The organism is Candidatus Methylacidiphilales bacterium (genome assembly GCA_033875315.1).
In the GTDB taxonomy this organism is placed as follows: Bacteria; Verrucomicrobiota; Verrucomicrobiia; order Methylacidiphilales; family CAZTYG01; genus JANRJG01.
The window spans coordinates 22,394-36,765 of record JANRJG010000009.1 but is presented as its reverse complement, the minus strand read 5'-3'; the positions used below and the strand labels follow the sequence as shown (position 1 = coordinate 36,765).

The following is a 14,372-nucleotide window of genomic DNA, read 5'->3' as shown; positions in this document are numbered from 1 at the left end:
ACCGTTCCGGTCCGTCCTTTAACCTTTTGCAAGAGACCAGCCAACCTCCAAAACTGCCGCATACGGTCGGACTGACCGGCGGGATCGCCTGTGGCAAATCGACGGTCTGCCGCCTGCTGGCGGCGAGGGGTTGGCGGGTGATCGAGACCGACCAATTGGGGCGGGAATGCCTGCAGCCGGGGCATGAGGGCTATAAAAAAGTGGTTGACGCTTTCGGCCCATCCATCCTAAACACGGACAAGTCTGTTGACCGTTCCCGGCTGGGTCGCATTGTTTTTTTCGACACCGCGCAGAGGGAACGGTTGAATTCCATCCTCCACCCCATCATCCGCAACCTGTGGCAAAGGCAGCTCCAAACGCATGTGGCCTCCCAACCCGGCATACCCGCCGTGGTGGAAATCCCCCTGCTTTTTGAGACCGCGGCCGAGCCCTGGTTCGCCCGCACGGTGACGGTCGGCTGTTCCCCGGAACAGCAATTCCGTCGCATGCGTGATCGGGGTTGGGACCAGGAAGAAGCGGACCGACGTCTGACGGCCCAATGGCCGCTGGCGGAAAAAATGAAACAAAGCGATCACGTGATCTGGAACGACGGAACCCCCGCCCTGCTGCAAGCGCAGCTGGAGCGCATTCCTGTTTGAAGTCCGGGCCGAACGCAAGAAAGCCGACTATGTCCGAAGAATCCTCCCCAGCCCCCGCGCCCGTCGCGAAGAGCGAACCCCTGCCCTCCGAACCCCATCCCCAGCGCGACTACCAGCCCGGGCAGGGCGGTGGTGGTGGGCAAAACCGCGGCTACCGCCGCAACAAACACCGTGGACGCTTCCGCAACCGCGGCGGCCACAACCAGGGCCAGGGAGGACCGCGCGACCTGCCGCGCGACGATTACCACGATGAGCCCCGCGGCAACGGCCCCGATGATGGCCAGGGTCCGGCCGAGGCCGAGACCCCGCTCGATCTGCCGCCCGGCCGCGAGATGAATCTCCGCGAGGTGCAGATGCTCCCGATGGACCAACTGACCGAGTTGGCCCGCGAATTCAAGCTGGAGAACATCGGCACCCTGCGCAAACACGAGCTCATTTTCGAGATCCTGCGCCGCAACGGCTGGGCCAACGGCAAGATGGTGGGCGAAGGCTGCCTGGAAATCCTGCCCGACAACTATGGCTTCCTCCGTTCCCCGCTGCACAACTATGCGGCCGGCCCCGAGGACATCTACGTCAACCCCTCCCAGATCCGCCGCTACGGGCTGAAACGGGGCGACCGTGTTTTCGGCGAACTGCGCGCCCCGGCGATCAAGGAACGTTACTTCGCCCTCCTCTCGGTGGACAAAATCGAGGGCAAGGAACCGGAGAAGGCCAAGGCCCTGATCCACTTCGACAACCTGACCCCGCTCTTCCCGAACCGCCGCATCATCCTGGAAAACCCCAAGGCCAAGGAGGGCAATCTCGCCATGCGGGTGGTCGATCTGGTCACCCCGATCGGTTTCGGCCAGCGCGGGCTCATCGTGGCCCCGCCCCGCACCGGCAAAACCGTGCTCATGCAGAGCATTGCCAACGCCATCAGTGTCAACCACCCCGAGGCCTATCTCATCGTTCTGCTCATCGACGAACGTCCGGAAGAAGTGACGGACATGCGCCGTTCGGTCAAGGGCGAGGTCATCAGTTCGACCTTCGACGAACACCCGGAACGGCACGTGCAGTGCGCCGAGATGGTCATCGAGCGGGCCAAGCGGTTGGCCGAGCGCGGCATCGACGTGGTCATCCTGATGGACAGCATCACCCGCCTGGCCCGGGCCTACAACACCCTGCAGCCGCACAGCGGCAAGATCCTCTCCGGGGGCGTGGACGCCAACGCCCTGCACAAGCCCCGCCGGTTCTTCGCCGCGGCGCGCAACATCGAGGAAGGCGGCAGCCTGACCATCATCGCCACCGCGCTGGTCGACACCGGCAGCAAGATGGACGAAGTCATCTTCGAGGAATTCAAGGGCACCGGGAACATGGAAATCCTCCTGGACCGGGCGCTGGTCGACAAGCGTTGTTACCCGGCGATGAACATCCCGAAATCCGGCACGCGCAAAGAGGAACTGCTCTACCACAAGGACGAAACGCCGCGCATCCACGCCCTGCGTCGTGCGCTCACCGCCCTGCCGCCGGTCGAGGCGATGGAACTCCTGCAGGACCGTCTCAAGAAGACCAAGAGCAATGTCGAATTCCTCCTCGGCATGAACCTGAAGGAGTGATCCCGGGCAAAGCCGCGTTGAAATCGCGTGACTTGGAGCGGTGAACTTCTAGGTTTTTCCTAGTTATGCGTATTTTTGTGACGGGTGCGGCCGGATACATCGGCAGCGTGTGTGTGGAGTCCCTCCTGGCCGGGGGACACGTGGTGCGAGTTTATGACAACATGGCCGAGGGCCATCACGACGCCGTGACCGCTCCGGCGGAGTTGGTGGTGGGCGACCTCCTTGATGGACCCCTGCTGAAAAAAAGCCTGACCGAATTCAAGCCCGACGCCGTGTTGCATTTCGCCGGCCGGGCGTTGGTGGGCGAATCGATGCGCGATCCGGGCATCTACTACGCCGTCAACGTCACCGGCGGTTGCAACCTGTTGGAGGCCATGGTGGCGGCGGGGTGCAAAAAGATCGTTTTTTCCTCGAGTTGTGCCACCTACGGCCTGCCGGAGAAAATCCCGATCGACGAGCGCTGCCCGCAGAAGCCGATCAATCCGTACGGCCACTCGAAGCTCCTTTTTGAGCAGATCCTCAAGTGGTACGAGCAGGTGTACGGCATGGTCCACATCAACCTGCGTTACTTCAACGCCGCTGGCGCGACCCAGAAGAACGGGGAGGACCGCAAGATCGAAACCCACCTGATTCCCATCGTCCTTGATGTGGCCCTGGGCAAGCGGCCGCAGATTGCCATCTTCGGCGACAAGCACAATACCCCGGACGGCACCTGCATCCGGGATTACATCCACGTCCTCGATCTGGCGGACGCCCACCTGCTGGCCCTTGGCCGCACGGCTTCGGCCAGTTACAACGTGGGGACGGGTGAGGGGGTCTCGGTCCTTCAGGTGATCGAAGCCTGCCGCAAGGTCACCGGCCATCCGATTCCCGCGGTGATCGAGCCGCCGCGTGCCGGCGACCCCCCGCGCTTGGTGGCCTCGGCCAACCGGATCAAGATGGACCTGGGTTGGAAGCCGCAGTTCACCAAGATTCACGACACCGTGGCCAGCGCCTGGGAATGGCGCCGGGCCCATCCCCAGGGTTATGCCCGCTAAGTCCGCCACAACCGGCCTGAACAAGAGCCAGGGACCCACCCTGACGGTGGGCCAGTTCTATGCCCTCCACTCCGCCTCCCTCCAGCTCAAACTGGTGGCCGGGGCCGAGGGCATGAACCGCAAGATCACCGAGGGTTCGGTCAACCGCCTCGGTCTGGCCATCACCGGCTTCCTCAAGTACTTCGCCCACCGCCGCGTCCAGATCATCGGCAACAGCGAAATCGCCTACATCCGCTCGCTCAAGCCGGAGGAACGCCGCCAGCGCATCCGTCTGATCTTCGAACACAAGATCCCCTGCGTGGTTTTTGCCCGTAACATCACCGTGCCGCCTTTTTTCCTCGAGGAGGCGGAACGCTTGCGCGTGCCCATCTTCACCTCGCCGATCAAGACCATGCGACTGGTCAACAGCGTGACGATCTGTCTGGAGGAAGACTTCGCCCCCTCCACCAGCATCCACGGCAGCATGGTCGACATCCAGGGGGTGGGGGTCATCGTCACCGGGAAAAGCGGCATCGGCAAAAGCGAGTGCGTGCTGGGCCTGATCGAGCGGGGTTATTCCCTGGTGGCCGACGATGTCACCCGGATCAAGTGCATCGAGGGCCGGGAGCTGATGGGGACGGCCTCGGATTTGACCCGCCATTACATTGAAGTACGCGGCATCGGCATCCTGAACGTGGCCTCGATTTTCGGCGCCAGCAGCATCCGCCATTCCAAACGGGTGGACATGGTGGTGACCCTGAAGGATTGGGCCGAGGTGGAGAACGTCGACCGCATCGGCCTGGACCAGGACCTGTTTGAGATATTGCAAATCAAAGTACCGCATGTCACACTGCCAGTGCGTTCGGGGCGCGACCTGGCCGGATTGGTCGAGGTGGCGGCCCTGGATCAGAAACTGAAAAGCATGGGGCACAACTCGGCTTTTGAGTTCAACCAGAAACTCATGAGCCGGATGTCAGACAAGGAACTTTGAAATGGGATTGATGCAGAAAAAGACGGGTGCCGGTGGTGATACACTGAGCCGGGATTTGGTGGTCCAGAACAAGCTGGGTCTTCATGCCCGACCCGCCGCCATGTTCGTCCGGGTGGCCAACCAATACCCCTGTGACATCCATGTCGAGAAGGACAATGAACAGGTCAATGGCAAGAGCATCATGGGCCTGATGATGCTGGCCGCGGGCTGTGGTTCCCAGCTGAAGATCACCGTGCAGGGCGAGAAGGGGGCCGAAGCCCTCGACGCCATCGAGGCCCTGATCCAGCGCAAGTTCGACGAGGAATAACCCTTTCGGCCACCCCCGTGAACAGGGGGCTTTTCAAATCCCCGGCGGGCCCGTAAGTTGGTCGGGTGCGCCCACCCAAAAAGAAACTTCAGACCGACGTCCGTCTGGAAGGAATTCCGGTTTCGCCCGGGGTGGCGCGCGGTCCCCTGGTGGTGTTGGACCGCGAAGAACTGACCATTCCGCGTGATCCGATCGCTGCGGATGAAGTGCCGGGCGAGATGGCGCGGTTGGAAGCGGCCCTGGTCGAAACGCGCAAACAAATCCAGCAGATCAAAGACCTTCTCTCCGAGTCCATCGGAGAGAAGGACGCCAGCATCTTCGAGGCCCATCTGTTGGTGGTCGAGGATGCCATGCTCATCCAGGCGGTGCACAAGCAACTGGAAACCAAGCACCTGCGGGTCGAATACGTTTTCCACCACATCATCACGCAGTATGCCCAGACCATGCGCGAGATGGATGACCCCTACCTGGCCGAACGCGCCAGCGACATCCTCGATGTGGGCAAGCGCGTCCTCAACAACCTGATGGGCAAAAAACCGGTCGAGAAGTACCATCTGGACCAGCCGAGCATCATCCTGGCCCACGACTTGTCGCCCGGTGACACCGCCCTGCTCGACCGCAGCAAGGTGCTGGGATTCGCCACCGACCAGGGGGGGCCGGTCGGGCACACCGCCATCATTGCCCGGGCCCTCAACATACCGGCCGTGGTCGGCTTGAAGGACGCCTCCTTCCTGCTCTCCGGGGGCATGGATGTGCTCCTCGATGGCTATGAGGGCGTGTTGATCGTCAGTCCTTCGGAAAAAACCCAGTTTGAATACGGCCAGATCGAGATCCGGCGCAACCGGGTCGAGGCCGAACTGGAGACCCTGCGCGACACCCCGGCCTCGACGACGGACGGGCGCAAGCTGGTTGTTTCGGCCAACGTCGAGTTGATCGAGGACCTGCCGCACCTGCGCGAGAACGGGGCCGAGGGGATCGGCCTCTACCGGACCGAGTTTTTGTTCATGAACCGCCTGAGTGTACCCGATGAAGAGGAACAAATGGCGGTTTACCGAAAATTTGTCGAGGCCTCCCATCCGCACCCGGTCATCTTCCGCACCCTGGACTGCGGCGGGGACAAGATGCCTAACAACCTGGGCATGGAACAGGAGCTGAATCCCTTCCTGGGCTGGCGTGCCATCCGCCTGACCCTCCAGCGCCGGGATATCTTCGAGACCCAGCTCCGGGCCATCTGCCGGGCCGGGGCCGGATACCGCATCCGCATCATGTTCCCGATGATCGCCACCATCGAGGAACTGACCGAGGCCAAATCGATCCTCCAGAACGTGCTGTTGGAACTGGACCGGGAAAGCCGCGACCGTTCCCATGACATCGAACTGGGTGCGATGATCGAGGTGCCTTCGGCGGCGCTGATTGTGGACCGCATCGTGCCCGAGGTGGATTTCCTCAGCATCGGCACCAACGACCTGGTGCAATACACCCTGGCCTGTGACCGCACCAACGAGAAGGTGGCCTATCTTTACCAACCCACCCATCCGGCCATCATCGCTCTGATCAGCCGGGTCGTGCAGGCGGCCCACGAGGGGAACATCTGGGTCGGCGTGTGTGGCGAGATGGCGGCGGAGGTTCTTTACACCCCGCTCCTCCTGGGTTTGGGGGTGGACGAACTGAGCATGGGCCCGGTTTTCATCCCGCGGGTCAAACGGGCGATCCAGCGCCTGGATTACGGGCAGATGCAGATCCTGGCCCATTCACTGGCCCAGATGGCGAGCGCCCGTGATGTGCGCGACAGCATCGAGGAAGTGGCCCTGCAGCATTACCCCGAGTTGTTGGAATAGCCTTTGCGCGTTCGCCGCCGAGTTGCGGTTTGACTTTCTTCACCGGACGCTAGGCTGAAGGTGCACCATGTTTTCCTCCGATGACTTCCAATACGCCCTGGAGAACACCAAGGTGATCCTGCCCCCGGAAAAGCGGCTCGAAACGTTCGGCACCTCTGTTCTGAATTACTTCCTCATCACCGAGGACATGGACCGGGTCGATGTTGCGCACGTGCGCGAGGGGTCGATTGTGGCCGAACGTCCGCAAATCATTTCCCCGGAGAACATCGCCAAGTTGCTGCTGGAGGGATTCGGGCCGGAGGCCGGGCGGTTCGCCGAAATGGTCAACCAGAACGCGCAACGATTCGCCGTCCTCAAGTACGGCTTCCGCATCCGCAAGGCCGATATCCGCGGCTACGAAGTCCACGAGGCGATGGGTCCGGTGGCGGGACGGGTGCGCGATGAGGTGAAGGCTCGCCAGGACCCCCTGGCGGCGGTCATCACGGGAATCGAGGAAGGGTGGGAGGTTTGCCTGCTCAAATTCATGTTCGACCTGGTGCAGTCCTCGGGGGAAGGAAATCTGCGCGATCTGCGCGACCGGGGGCTGATTTGACCGGTAAAAATATGCGGAGCTCGGCCATTGACCTGTGCGCCATGAATTTGCAGCCTTCTTCCGTACCGTCATTCCACCTGCGCCCATAGCCGCCATGTTTTCCCGTTTCTGGATTCATCTCGCCGATATCGCGCTTTGCCTGGTCACCCTGCGGATCATCCTGGGTTGGCTCTGGGCCTTTCCGCGTTTGCTCCGGCTGATCATCACGCTGTTCCTGATCGTCGGTGCGGTGTTCCTGATCAACTTCCTGCAACTGCCCCTGGCCGGCCTGCTGGTGCTGCTGTTGATCGTCCCGGCCACGATCATCATCTTCCTTTCCTTCCTGCCCGAGTTGTCCCGCGTTTACCAGACGGCCATCCGCGGCAATCTCTTCCGCGGACGGGTCATGCAGTCGGAGGAAACACTGTCGGAAGTCGCCAGCGCGCTGGAGCAACTGGCCAGCGAGCGCAAGGGGGCGATCCTGGTCTTTCCCGGCCTGCAGGACGCGGAGAATCTCATCAGCGGCGGGGAGGAAGTGGACTGCTCGATCAAACGCTCACTCTTGCGCTCGATATTCGATCCCAACTGTCCCCGCCACGACGGGGCCGCCGTCTTGCGCAACAACCGCATCGTTCGCATCGGGGCGGTGCTGCCGCTGGCTTCCGCCGAGGGAGCCGAGGCCAAGCTGGGCACGCGGCACCTGGCCGCACTTGGTTTGTCAGAGCGGGCCGATGCCGACGTCCTGGTGGTTTCCGAGGAACGCGGGACGGTCTCCCACGCACGCGAGGGCAATCTGCGGGAACTTTCCCCGCTGACCCAGGAAGGGCTGGAAGAACACCTGATCAACATCCTCGGCATGCGGCGCGAACGCGTCCACGAACGCCGGGCGGTGGCCTGGTCGGCCATTCTTTGGCTGACCGCGCTGGTCCTGTCCATTTCCGGATCGTTTGTCGTGCAGAACCTGCGCGACAAGTACCTCGTCGAAACCCCGGTGCTGACCGGCGCGGAAGCGCGGATCCAATTCGTCGAGGTGCCGAAGGAGTATTACGTCGATGGTCTGGCGGTGCAAAGCTGCATCCTGCAACTGCGCAGCCCGCGCAACATCCCCATCCCGCGCAACCTCACGGTGAACGTCGACCTGAGCCGCACGGCCCCCGGTGCGGTCTCGCTCAATCTTTCCCCGGAAATGGTCACCGGGCTGCCCAAGGAAATGGCGGTCGAACGGATCGACCCGCCGCGGTTGAATTTTGTTCTCGAACGCTCGCGCATGCTGGACATTTCGATTGAGCCCGGTCCCGTCACCGGTCTGTCGAAGGAATGGGGTGTGGCGTCGATCAGCGTCCAGCCGAATGTCCTCCAGGCCGTGGTGCGCGACCGCACGTGGAAGGCGACCGACCGGCTGCTCACACTTCCCATCGACCTGAGCGCGGTCACCGCGCCGGGGCCGGTCAACATCGCCGCCCAACCGCTGAACATCCCCGCTTCCATAGAGCCGGCCAACCAGGGCAGCGGACGCAGCGTGCGCGTGTTGCTGGAAATCGTCCCGCGCGCGCAACGGGTGCGCTGAATCCCGAAAGAGTACGGAGTAGGGGACTTCAGGGCACGGGGCACTTGGGCAGATTCCAGATCTGCTCGGCGTATTCCTGGATGGTGCGGTCGCTGGAGAATTTCCCGCAGCGTGCGGTGTTGAGCACCGCCATGCGTGCCCAGCGGTCCTTGTCGCGGTAGGCCGCGTCCACCTGCGACTGGGCCTCGCAGTAGGCGCGGTAGTCGGCCAGACAGAGATAGGGGTCGCCGCCCTCGATCAGGCTGTGGCGCACCCCGTCGAGGACCAGGCCCTGCTCATGGGGGGTGAAGAAGGTGGAGCCGAGCCAGTCGACCACGGCCTTGAGTTCCTCGTCGGCCTCGTAGTAGGTGCGCGGGTCATAACCGCGGGCAAGCAGGTCGGCCACTTCCTCGACCTTGAGGCCGAAGATGAAGATGTTTTCCAGTCCGACTTCTTCCATGATTTCCACGTTGGCGCCATCGAGGGTACCGATGGTGACGGCACCATTGAGGGCCAGCTTCATGTTGCCGGTGCCCGAGGCCTCCTTGCCCGCGGTGGAAATCTGTTCGGAGAGATCGGCGGCGGGGATGATCTTGGAGGCGAGCGAAACGCGGTAGTTGGGCAGGAAGACGACCTTGATCTTGCCTCCAATGCGCGGGTCGTTGTTGATGCGTTCACCGACGGCGTTGATGGCCTTGATGATCGTCTTGGCCAATTGGTAGCCGGGTGCGGCCTTGGCGGCGAAGATGAAGACGCGCGGGTGGATGTCGAGTTGGGGGTTCTGGAGCAGGCGCCGGTAGAGGGTGAGGATGTGGAGCAGGTTGAGGTGCTGCCGCTTGTACTCATGCAGGCGCTTGATCTGGACATCGAAGAGGGCGTCCGGACTGACCGCCACGCCGCATTCGTCCAGGATGAGACGGGCCAGGTGTTCCTTGTTGTGGCGTTTGATGGCCATGAACTCGGTTCGGAAGGTGGTGTCGTCGGCCAGATGTTCCAGTTCGCGCAGGCGATCGAGTTTGGTCAGCCAGCCCTTGCCGATGTGCCGGTCGATGAGCGAGCAGAGGCGGGGGTTGGATGAGAGCATCCAACGGCGCGGGGTGACGCCGTTGGTTTTGTTGTTGAATTTACCGGGATAAAAGGCGTCGAAATCCGAGAAGAGGAATTTTTTCAGCAATTCGGTGTGCAGGGCCGCGACCCCGTTGACCGAGTGGCTGCCGACCACGGCCAGGTGGGCCATGCGGATCATCTGTGGGTGGCCTTCCTCGATGAGCGACATCTCCCGCATCCGGCGCACGTCACCGGGGTATTGCTTCTCCACCTCGATGAGGTGGCGGCGGTTGATCTCGAGGATGATTTGCAGGTGGCGCGGGAGGACTTTCTGGAAAAGGGGCACGCTCCAGCGCTCCAGGGCTTCGGGGAGGAGCGTGTGGTTGGTGTAGCCGAAGGTGCGGGTGACGATGCTCCAGGCCTCGGCCCAGGGCAGGTTTTCCTCGTCGTGGAGGATGCGCATGAGTTCGGCCACGGCCACGGCCGGGTGGGTGTCGTTGAGCTGGATGGCCACTTTGTCGGCAAAGGCGGACCAGTCGGCGTTGTGGCGGCGGTAGCGGCGGATGATGTCCTTGAGCGAGCAGGTGACGAAGAAGTATTGCTGGACCAGACGGAGTTCCTTGCCGTTTTCCGTACTGTCGTTGGGGTAGAGGACCTTGGAGATGGTCTCGCCGAAGTTTTTCTCCTCCACGGCCTGCCCGTAACCACCGCGGTTGAAGGCATCGAGATCGAAGGTCTGGGCGGCGCGGGACTCCCAAAGTCGGAGGAAGTTGACCGTCTTGGTGTCGTAGCCCGCGATGGGGATGTCGTAGGGGATGCCGAGGATGGTGCGGTAGCCGCGCCATTGCGGACGGTAGTTGCCAAGCTCGTCAAAAACATTTTCCACGTAGCCGAAGAGTTTGACCTCCTGGGTGTATTCCGGTCGGACCACTTCCCAGACCTGGCCGTACATCATCCAATCGTCCGGTTGTTCGATCTGGTAGCCGTTGACGAAAGCCTGCTTGAATAGACCGAACTCGTAGTGGATGCCGTAACCGATGGCGGGGTAGTCCTGGGTGGCGAGCGAATCGAGGAAGCAGGCGGCGAGGCGTCCGAGGCCGCCGTTGCCCAGGCCCATGTCGTATTCCTCGTTGCGGATGTCACGCAGGGTGCGTCCGAGACCGAGCTGGCGGACGGCTTCTTTGGCGAGGTCGTAGATGCCGGTGTTGTAAAGGTTGTTGGAGAGCATGCGCCCCATGAGGAATTCGAGGGAAAGGTAATGAACGCGCCGTACGTTGAGGTTGTTGTGTACGGCCTGGGTGGCGAGAAGTCGTGCAAAAATGTGGTCGTTGGCGGCCATGGAAACGGCATACATCCATTCGCGGGGGGTGGCGGTGGAGGGGTCGCGGGCCAGGCGAAGGGTCAGGTGCTCGAGGATCGAGGCCTTGACCGATTCGACGGTGGGATTGGCCAGGGGCGTGGGTAGGGTCGTTTCGGGGGACATGCTATTGCTCCTTGATGAATGCCGGGGGGTGCGCTTCACTGATCATGTGGCCACCTTCCGGTCTTCAGTGAAAGAAAAAACCGTGCCAGATGCGAGCCGGTTGACAACGGGCTTTCTGATGAACCGTTCAGCGTGGTGTGCCGGGTTGCTGGTTCTGGGCGCTTTTCTGCTCTTGGGCACCGGTTGTTCGACGCCCCAGTCCCGTTCCCAGGAACGCGCAAGTTCGTTCGAAAAACTCAGCCAGGACGACCAGCGTCTGGTGCTGAAGGGCAAGATCCGCGAGGGATTGGACGAGGATGCCGTCTACGTGGCCATGGGCCACCCCAGCCGCCGGACCCGGGGCCAGCGTGACGGCAAGGAGGAAGTTTCCTGGATTTACAGCCGGTTGGAGTCGCGGGTGGTGCCTGCCTTCACGCCCCAGGTGGTTTTTGTCAACGGACGGCGTTGCATCCGGGATGTTTATACACCCATCACCGACACCTACTTGGTCGATGCCTTCGAGGTCATGTTCCGCGAAGGCAAGGTGGTTGGCTGGCGCGAGCTGTGATCGTGGTGGATGTTTTTTTGCCTTCCGTTCGCGGCAGGGTCCGCCAAGATCATTTCATGAACCGTTGCCTGATCCTGCCCTTGTTCCTTTTTTCCCTGGTTTCCTCTGCCTTTGCCTTGGATGAGGGGTTGCAGAACATGGTTGATGGCAAACGTTTCATGGAAGAAAACGGCCGCCGCCAGGAGGTCAAGACCACCGCCAGCGGGCTGCAATACGAAATCCTCACCCTGGGGGAGGGAGCCAAGCCCAAGAAGTCGGACAAGGTGCTGGTCCACTACCGGGGAACGCTGATCAATGGCACCGAGTTCGACAGTTCCTACAAGCGCGGCGAGCCCGCCTCCTTCGGCCTGACCCAGGTCATCAAGGGATGGACGGAAATCCTGCAGTTGATGCCGGTCGGCTCGAAGTTCCGGGTCGTCATTCCTCCGGGACTGGCCTACGGCGAGCGCGGTTCACCCCCGACGATCGGCCCGGCTTCGACCTTGATTTTCGATATCGAATTGATCGACATCGCCAAGCCTGTGGTTCCGCCCGGATCGGCCTACTGAGAGATCGCCGGGTCGATCGAGCGGGCGGCGGTTTTTCCGCTCCAAGCGGCGCCCTCGAGCGTGGCGGGCAGGCCGGTATCCGTCCAATCCCCTGCCAGGAAAAGGTTTTCCCAATCGGTGGTTGGACCCGGTCGGGCGGAAGCCACACCCGGTCGCGCGGCGAAGGTGGCATCCTTGGATTTGTAGACCACGTGATGGAGCAGGCGCATCCCGCGTGCCTCCGGGATCAACCGTTCCAATTCCGCGCGCATCCGCAGGAGGAATTCCGGGGTCGGGAGGGCGGCGAGTTCGTAGGCCGCACTGATGACGACCGAGGATAGGAAGACCGTGTCCACCGGGCGTCCTTCGGCCCCGGGAAGGCCGCTGAGTTTTTCCGCCGTTCCTGGATCCACCTGATGGCTGCGGTCGAAGATCCAGTGCAGGGGGGAATCGAGGAAGCCAACGAAGGGTTGGTTGATCAACTGGCGGTCGGTGAACAAATGGACGGCGATGATCGGGGCGCCCTCGATTGCGGCGATGCGGCCGGCCAATTGTGCGGGGCCGGGACCGGATTCGGGCAACAGGGCCCGCAGGGCCGACCAAGGCAGGGCGCTGATGTGGACGCTCCCGGTGATTTCCCTTCCACGTGTCGTTGTGACAGAGGCCACCTGCCGCCCTTCAAAACGCACGCTTTGCACACCCTCGCCCAAATGGAGCGAACCCCCGATGGATTCGAGGAAGATTCTGGCCTCTGGAAGCAACAGGTCACTCAAACCCACCCGGCTGATGTAGATGCTGGAGGCAGATCGGTTGCCGAAGATCGATCGTCGCAGGACGGTCTCGAAGAGAGGCGCGGAGGCACTGGCGATGGGTTCGTTGAGGGCGGCGATGCAGAGGGGTTCCCAAAGCGCGCGGATGGCGCCGGGGGACTGGCCGAGCCGGTTGAGCCAGTGGTCGACGGTTTCCGCGTCACCGGCACCTCCGCCGAAGCGCAGTCGCAGGCCCATGCCGAGGACGGCCAGGCGGTCGCGGGCGGAAAACTCCTTGAAGTTCCAAAGGGCGGATAGGAGATGGAAGGGGGCCGGGGCGGCGGAAGCCTTGAGGACGGAGGCACCGTTGGCGGAAAGGTAGGGAACTTCGATGGCATCCTGGCGGTCGAGTTTGTGCGTAACGCCGAGGAGATCGAAGAGTTCGAGGCAACTGGGGTAACACCCCATGAAGATGTGCTGGCCGTTGTCGAGGATGGTGCCGCTGCGGGCGTCGCTGAAGCTGTGGGCGCGTCCCCCGGCGTAGCTCTTGCTTTCCAGCACTTCGGGGATGTGGCCGTGGAGACCGGCCTGGAGGGCGGCGTTCAGGCCGGCGAAACCGGCGCCCCAAACCGTGACTTTCCGTGGGGGGACGAGCCCGGTCCGGTTGACCCGGGCCCCGTGGTTGCGGGCATGTTGTACGGCAAGGATCTTTTCCCATTTGTTCAGGCGGATGGGTTTTTCGGGATTCGGGAACCCGGCGGCCCGGATCTTGGCCAGGAGGCGGTGGTAGACCTCGGTCATCAGCTCGGCGGCGATGAATGATTTCTTGTCCTCCGGCGGAAGCAACCGGGCGGCCTTGTGGAAAAAATGCTGGGCCCGGTAATACTGCATCCGGTAGAGACGGGTCCGGCCCGCGTGCGGCTCGGTCGAGAGCAGGTCTGCCTCGACAACGCCACAGGCCTCCATTTCCTCCAGTGGGAGGTAAATGCGCCCGTAGGTCACCAGGTCGTAGCGGACGTCGCGCAGGATGTTGGTCAACTGGAAGGCCAGGCCGAGGGCCACGGCGTATTCCTTGGCCGCCGGGCGGGTGTAGCCGAAGATTTCAATCGAGACGAGACCGACGGCCGAAGCCACCCGGTAGCAGTATTCGTGGAGCTCGGCGAATGTCCGGTAGCGGTTCAGGGTCAGGTCCATTTCCACGCCGTCGATGATGTCGAGGAAGGGCTGCGGCGGGATGAGGTGGGCGCGAATGATGTTTTGGAGTTCGCGTCCGTGCGCGGTGGCGGGCTGGCCCTTGTAGCAGGCACGGATTTCCTCCCGCCATTGCTCCAGTTCGGCTTGTTTCACCGACACCGGGCGCGTTTTGTCATCGGAGATGTCGTCGACCAGGCGGCAGAAGGCGTAAAAGACCGACATCGCCTCCTTCTTTTCCCGGGGGAGGGAAACGAAGGAGAGGGCGAGATTGGAGCCGCTCTTGCGGGTGATCTGGTGGATGGACTGGTTGGATTCCATGGGAT

At 62.4% G+C, this 14,372-nt stretch carries 12 protein-coding genes; 10 read left to right on the top strand and 2 right to left on the bottom strand.

The genetic code is table 11. The features are described from left to right. Positions 1-26 precede the first annotated feature (26 nt). The 8 genes from coaE (at position 27) to SFU85_02790 (ending at position 8,523) form a co-directional block, all read left to right on the top strand. Entirely contained in the window at positions 27-638 is a 612-nt protein-coding gene (coaE, locus tag SFU85_02825; GenBank protein ID MDX6765703.1) for a dephospho-CoA kinase, read from the top strand. 332 nt (positions 639-970) lie between these two features. Next, positions 971-2,233: a transcription termination factor Rho gene (rho, locus tag SFU85_02820; protein MDX6765702.1), complete on the top strand. Its 1,263-nt coding sequence runs from the start codon at positions 971-973 to the stop codon at positions 2,231-2,233. Between the two features lie 65 nt (positions 2,234-2,298). After that, the gene (gene galE, locus SFU85_02815) at positions 2,299-3,270 is read left to right on the top strand and encodes a UDP-glucose 4-epimerase GalE (GenBank protein ID MDX6765701.1); all 972 of its coding nucleotides are present in this window, start codon (positions 2,299-2,301) and stop codon (positions 3,268-3,270) included. After that, the gene (gene hprK, locus SFU85_02810) at positions 3,260-4,240 is read left to right on the top strand and encodes an HPr(Ser) kinase/phosphatase (protein MDX6765700.1); all 981 of its coding nucleotides are present in this window, start codon (positions 3,260-3,262) and stop codon (positions 4,238-4,240) included. The genes galE and hprK overlap by 11 nt, the downstream gene beginning before the upstream one ends. Before the next feature lie 10 nt (positions 4,241-4,250). Beyond that, positions 4,251-4,547: an HPr family phosphocarrier protein gene (locus SFU85_02805; protein MDX6765699.1), complete on the top strand. Its 297-nt coding sequence runs from the start codon at positions 4,251-4,253 to the stop codon at positions 4,545-4,547. 65 nt (positions 4,548-4,612) lie between these two features. After that, positions 4,613-6,385 (top strand): phosphoenolpyruvate--protein phosphotransferase, encoded by a 1,773-nt coding sequence (gene ptsP, locus SFU85_02800; GenBank protein ID MDX6765698.1) that lies wholly within the window; start codon positions 4,613-4,615, stop codon positions 6,383-6,385. A gap of 67 nt (positions 6,386-6,452) precedes the next feature. After that, on the top strand, positions 6,453-6,977 hold the full coding sequence (locus tag SFU85_02795) for a hypothetical protein (protein ID MDX6765697.1): 525 nt from the start codon (positions 6,453-6,455) through the stop codon (positions 6,975-6,977). A 94-nt stretch (positions 6,978-7,071) separates the two neighbouring features. Next, on the top strand, positions 7,072-8,523 hold the full coding sequence (locus SFU85_02790) for a DNA integrity scanning protein DisA nucleotide-binding domain protein (protein ID MDX6765696.1): 1,452 nt from the start codon (positions 7,072-7,074) through the stop codon (positions 8,521-8,523). Positions 8,524-8,551: 28 nt separating this feature from the next. Here the strand turns inward: SFU85_02790 and SFU85_02785 are convergent, their stop codons facing one another. Further along, positions 8,552-11,032, bottom strand: a complete 2,481-nt coding sequence (locus SFU85_02785; protein MDX6765695.1) for a glycogen/starch/alpha-glucan phosphorylase — start codon at positions 11,030-11,032, stop codon at positions 8,552-8,554. Between the two features lie 118 nt (positions 11,033-11,150). Between SFU85_02785 and SFU85_02780 the strand changes: the two genes are divergently transcribed. Continuing rightward, positions 11,151-11,579, top strand: a complete 429-nt coding sequence (locus tag SFU85_02780) for a hypothetical protein (GenBank protein MDX6765694.1) — start codon at positions 11,151-11,153, stop codon at positions 11,577-11,579. A 56-nt stretch (positions 11,580-11,635) separates the two neighbouring features. Continuing rightward, complete coding sequence (locus tag SFU85_02775; GenBank protein ID MDX6765693.1) at positions 11,636-12,127, top strand: FKBP-type peptidyl-prolyl cis-trans isomerase; 492 nt, start codon at positions 11,636-11,638, stop codon at positions 12,125-12,127. On the opposite strand, the gene hpnE is transcribed toward SFU85_02775, so the two are convergent. Next, positions 12,121-14,367: a hydroxysqualene dehydroxylase HpnE gene (gene hpnE / locus SFU85_02770; protein MDX6765692.1), complete on the bottom strand. Its 2,247-nt coding sequence runs from the start codon at positions 14,365-14,367 to the stop codon at positions 12,121-12,123. The genes SFU85_02775 and hpnE overlap by 7 nt on opposite strands. Positions 14,368-14,372: the final 5 nt, after the last annotated feature.

What these genes read in the sequence shown, in the direction of transcription:
- rho (MDX6765702.1), top strand. Translation starts at nt 971, where the DNA reads ATGAATCTCCGCGAGGTGCAGATGCTCCCGATGGACCAACTGACCGAG.
- galE (MDX6765701.1), top strand. Translation starts at nt 2,299, where the DNA reads ATGCGTATTTTTGTGACGGGTGCGGCCGGATACATCGGCAGCGTGTGT.
- hprK (MDX6765700.1), top strand. Translation starts at nt 3,260, where the DNA reads ATGCCCGCTAAGTCCGCCACAACCGGCCTGAACAAGAGCCAGGGACCC.
- SFU85_02805 (MDX6765699.1), top strand. Translation starts at nt 4,251, where the DNA reads ATGCAGAAAAAGACGGGTGCCGGTGGTGATACACTGAGCCGGGATTTG.
- SFU85_02795 (MDX6765697.1), top strand. Translation starts at nt 6,453, where the DNA reads ATGTTTTCCTCCGATGACTTCCAATACGCCCTGGAGAACACCAAGGTG.
- SFU85_02790 (MDX6765696.1), top strand. Translation starts at nt 7,072, where the DNA reads ATGTTTTCCCGTTTCTGGATTCATCTCGCCGATATCGCGCTTTGCCTG.
- SFU85_02785 (MDX6765695.1), bottom strand. Translation starts at nt 11,032, where the DNA reads ATGTCCCCCGAAACGACCCTACCCACGCCCCTGGCCAATCCCACCGTC.
- SFU85_02780 (MDX6765694.1), top strand. Translation starts at nt 11,151, where the DNA reads ATGAACCGTTCAGCGTGGTGTGCCGGGTTGCTGGTTCTGGGCGCTTTT.
- SFU85_02775 (MDX6765693.1), top strand. Translation starts at nt 11,636, where the DNA reads ATGAACCGTTGCCTGATCCTGCCCTTGTTCCTTTTTTCCCTGGTTTCC.
- hpnE (MDX6765692.1), bottom strand. Translation starts at nt 14,367, where the DNA reads ATGGAATCCAACCAGTCCATCCACCAGATCACCCGCAAGAGCGGCTCC.